We start from the raw sequence: 2,352 nt of genomic DNA on the forward strand, positions 1-2,352 counted from the left end.
TGCAGGAAGATCTGGCCGTCGGTGATGGAGATCACGTTGGTCGGAATGTAGGCCGAGACGTCGTTGGCCTTGGTCTCAATGATGGGCAGACCGGTCATGGATCCGCCGCCCAGGTCATCGGAGAGCTTGGCGCAACGCTCCAGCAGACGCGAATGCAGGTAGAAGACGTCACCAGGATAAGCCTCACGCCCCGGCGGACGACGCAGCAGCAGGGAGATGGACCGGTAGGCCTCGGCCTGCTTGCTCAGGTCGTCAAAGACAATCAGAACGTGCTTGCCGCCGTACATCCAGTGCTGACCGATGGCCGAACCGGTGTAGGGGGCTATGTACTTGAAACCTGCAGAGTCGGAAGCCGGGGAGGCCACGATGGTGGTGTACTCCATGGCGCCGGCCTCTTCCAGAGAGGAACGGACCGCTGCAATGGTGGTGCCCTTCTGGCCGATGGCCACATAGATGCACCGCACCTGCTTCTTGGGGTCTCCGGACTCCCAGTTGCGCTTCTGGTTGATGATGGTGTCGATGGCGATGGCCGTCTTGCCGGTCTGCCGGTCGCCGATAATCAGCTGACGCTGACCGCGGCCGATTGGAGTCATGGCGTCGATGGCCTTGATACCGGTGGCCAGGGGCTCGTCGACGGGATGCCGGTGCATGACGTCGGGGGCCTGAGCCTCCAGGATTCTGCGGCCCTCGCTTTTGATTTCACCCAGGCCGTCGATGGGCTCGCCCAGAGGGTTGACCGTACGCCCCAGATAGCCGTCACCGACGGGTACTGAAAGCACCTCACCGGTCCTGTGGACTTCCTGGCCCTCTTCGACACCTGCGAAGTCGCCCAGGATGACCACGCCGATCTCTCGGGCGTCCAGGTTGAAGGCCAGACCCAGCGTGCCGTCCTCGAAGGTCAACAGCTCGTTGGCCATGCAACCAGGCAGTCCCTCCACGTGCGCAATACCGTCACCTGCCGTACGGACGTAGCCCACCTCCTGGGTGGGGGTGTCCGTCGGCTTGTAGGATTCGACGAATTGGTCGAGCGCCTTGCGCACCACGGTGGGATCAATGGTCATTTCTGCCATGATCACTCCTTATTTCTGTTCTTGTTCAAGTCTGTCGGTTCTCCGCTCATCCTGCCACGGCCATCCGCCGCCTCAGGTGCTTCAGCTGGGTGGCCACCGTGCCGTCGGTGGAGACCGAGCCGTACTGGACCTTCATGCCGCCTAGGACCGAGGGATCGACCACCGAGTTGATGTGGACCGGTTTGCCCAGCTTGCGCCCGTAGAGCTTTTGCAGGCGACTGACCTGTTCGTCCTTCATGGAAACCGCCGTGGTGACGGTGACCATGACCTGGTCCATGTGCTCGGAGAAGCGATCCACCAACCAAACGATGGTGTCAGGGAAGCGTCGTCCGCGCAGATCAATGGTGGCGTTCAGGGCCATCTGCTCGGTGACCGGATGCATATGCTGCCCAGCCAGGAGCGCCCTGAGCAGGTCGGCTCGAGCTCTGGAATCGCTGTACTCATCAGAGAGCCGGAAGAGCACAAGAGGCATACCCAGCAGGGCCGAATGAATCTCAGCCAGCTCGCCGGCCACCTGGTTGGTGATTCCCAAGGCATCGGCGTAATAAGCCGTGGCATCCACCGACATGTCCTCGGCCGCGTTGGCGATGTGCACCACACGGCTCCACTGATGATCAGTCAGATCATGGAGGATATCCACGGTCAGCGGATCGGCCTTGTCGGCCAGGATGGTGTCAATCACCAGCCACTTGTCCTCAGCCGGACGGGAGGGGTCGGTCAGCGCACGCTCCAAGGGCCTGTTGGCGTCGAGCAGGGTCACGAAGGTATAGAGCTCCATGGCCACGCGGAGGGAATCCTTTCCCCTGCTCTTCAGCAAAGGGGCATACTTGGCCCTGGTCTCCTTGTCGGAGCTCAGCGAAGTCTCTCCTCGCATGTCACCTCCCCTTTCGCGATGCGGGCGCGCCCATCGTCCGCCAATCAGTCATCATGCCTGCCGCTTGTCCGAGGACTGTCCGCCCTGGTCCTCAATAATCGAGTCGATCATGGAAGATTGCACGGCATCATCCTGAAGCTGCGAACCCAGGATTTTGCCGGCAAGAGCCGTAGCCAGCGTGCCCACCTCGCCCTTGAGCGAGACCAGTGCCTGCTGCTGCTGGGACTTGAGGGATCTCTGGGCGTTCTCGGTGATCTGGTTGGCCTCGGTCTCTGCCCGGGTCCTGGCATCCGCCACGATCCTGGAGGCCTCAGCTCGGGCGTCATCCCGGATCTGGGAAGCTTCCACACGAGCCTTGCTCAGCTGATCCTGATACTGCTTGCGGGCCTGATCCGCCTCTTCACGAGC

3 protein-coding genes are annotated in these 2,352 nt (G+C 61.9%); all 3 read right to left on the minus strand.

Annotated elements, in window-relative coordinates; translation table 11 throughout:
- Positions 1 to 1,070: F0F1 ATP synthase subunit alpha (atpA, locus tag AC0AP0_RS12065; protein WP_490430646.1), on the minus strand; the 1,070-nt coding region annotated here is incomplete at its 3' end.
- Positions 1,071 to 1,116: 46 nt separating this feature from the next.
- Complete coding sequence (locus tag AC0AP0_RS12070) at positions 1,117 to 1,944, minus strand: F0F1 ATP synthase subunit delta (protein ID WP_490430647.1); 828 nt, start codon at positions 1,942 to 1,944, stop codon at positions 1,117 to 1,119.
- A gap of 51 nt (positions 1,945 to 1,995) precedes the next feature.
- Positions 1,996 to 2,352: F0F1 ATP synthase subunit B family protein (locus AC0AP0_RS12075; RefSeq protein ID WP_490430648.1), on the minus strand; the 357-nt coding region annotated here is incomplete at its 5' end.

The sequence above is a fragment of the Bifidobacterium sp. POST2/T3 (B1) genome, assembly GCF_058197115.1.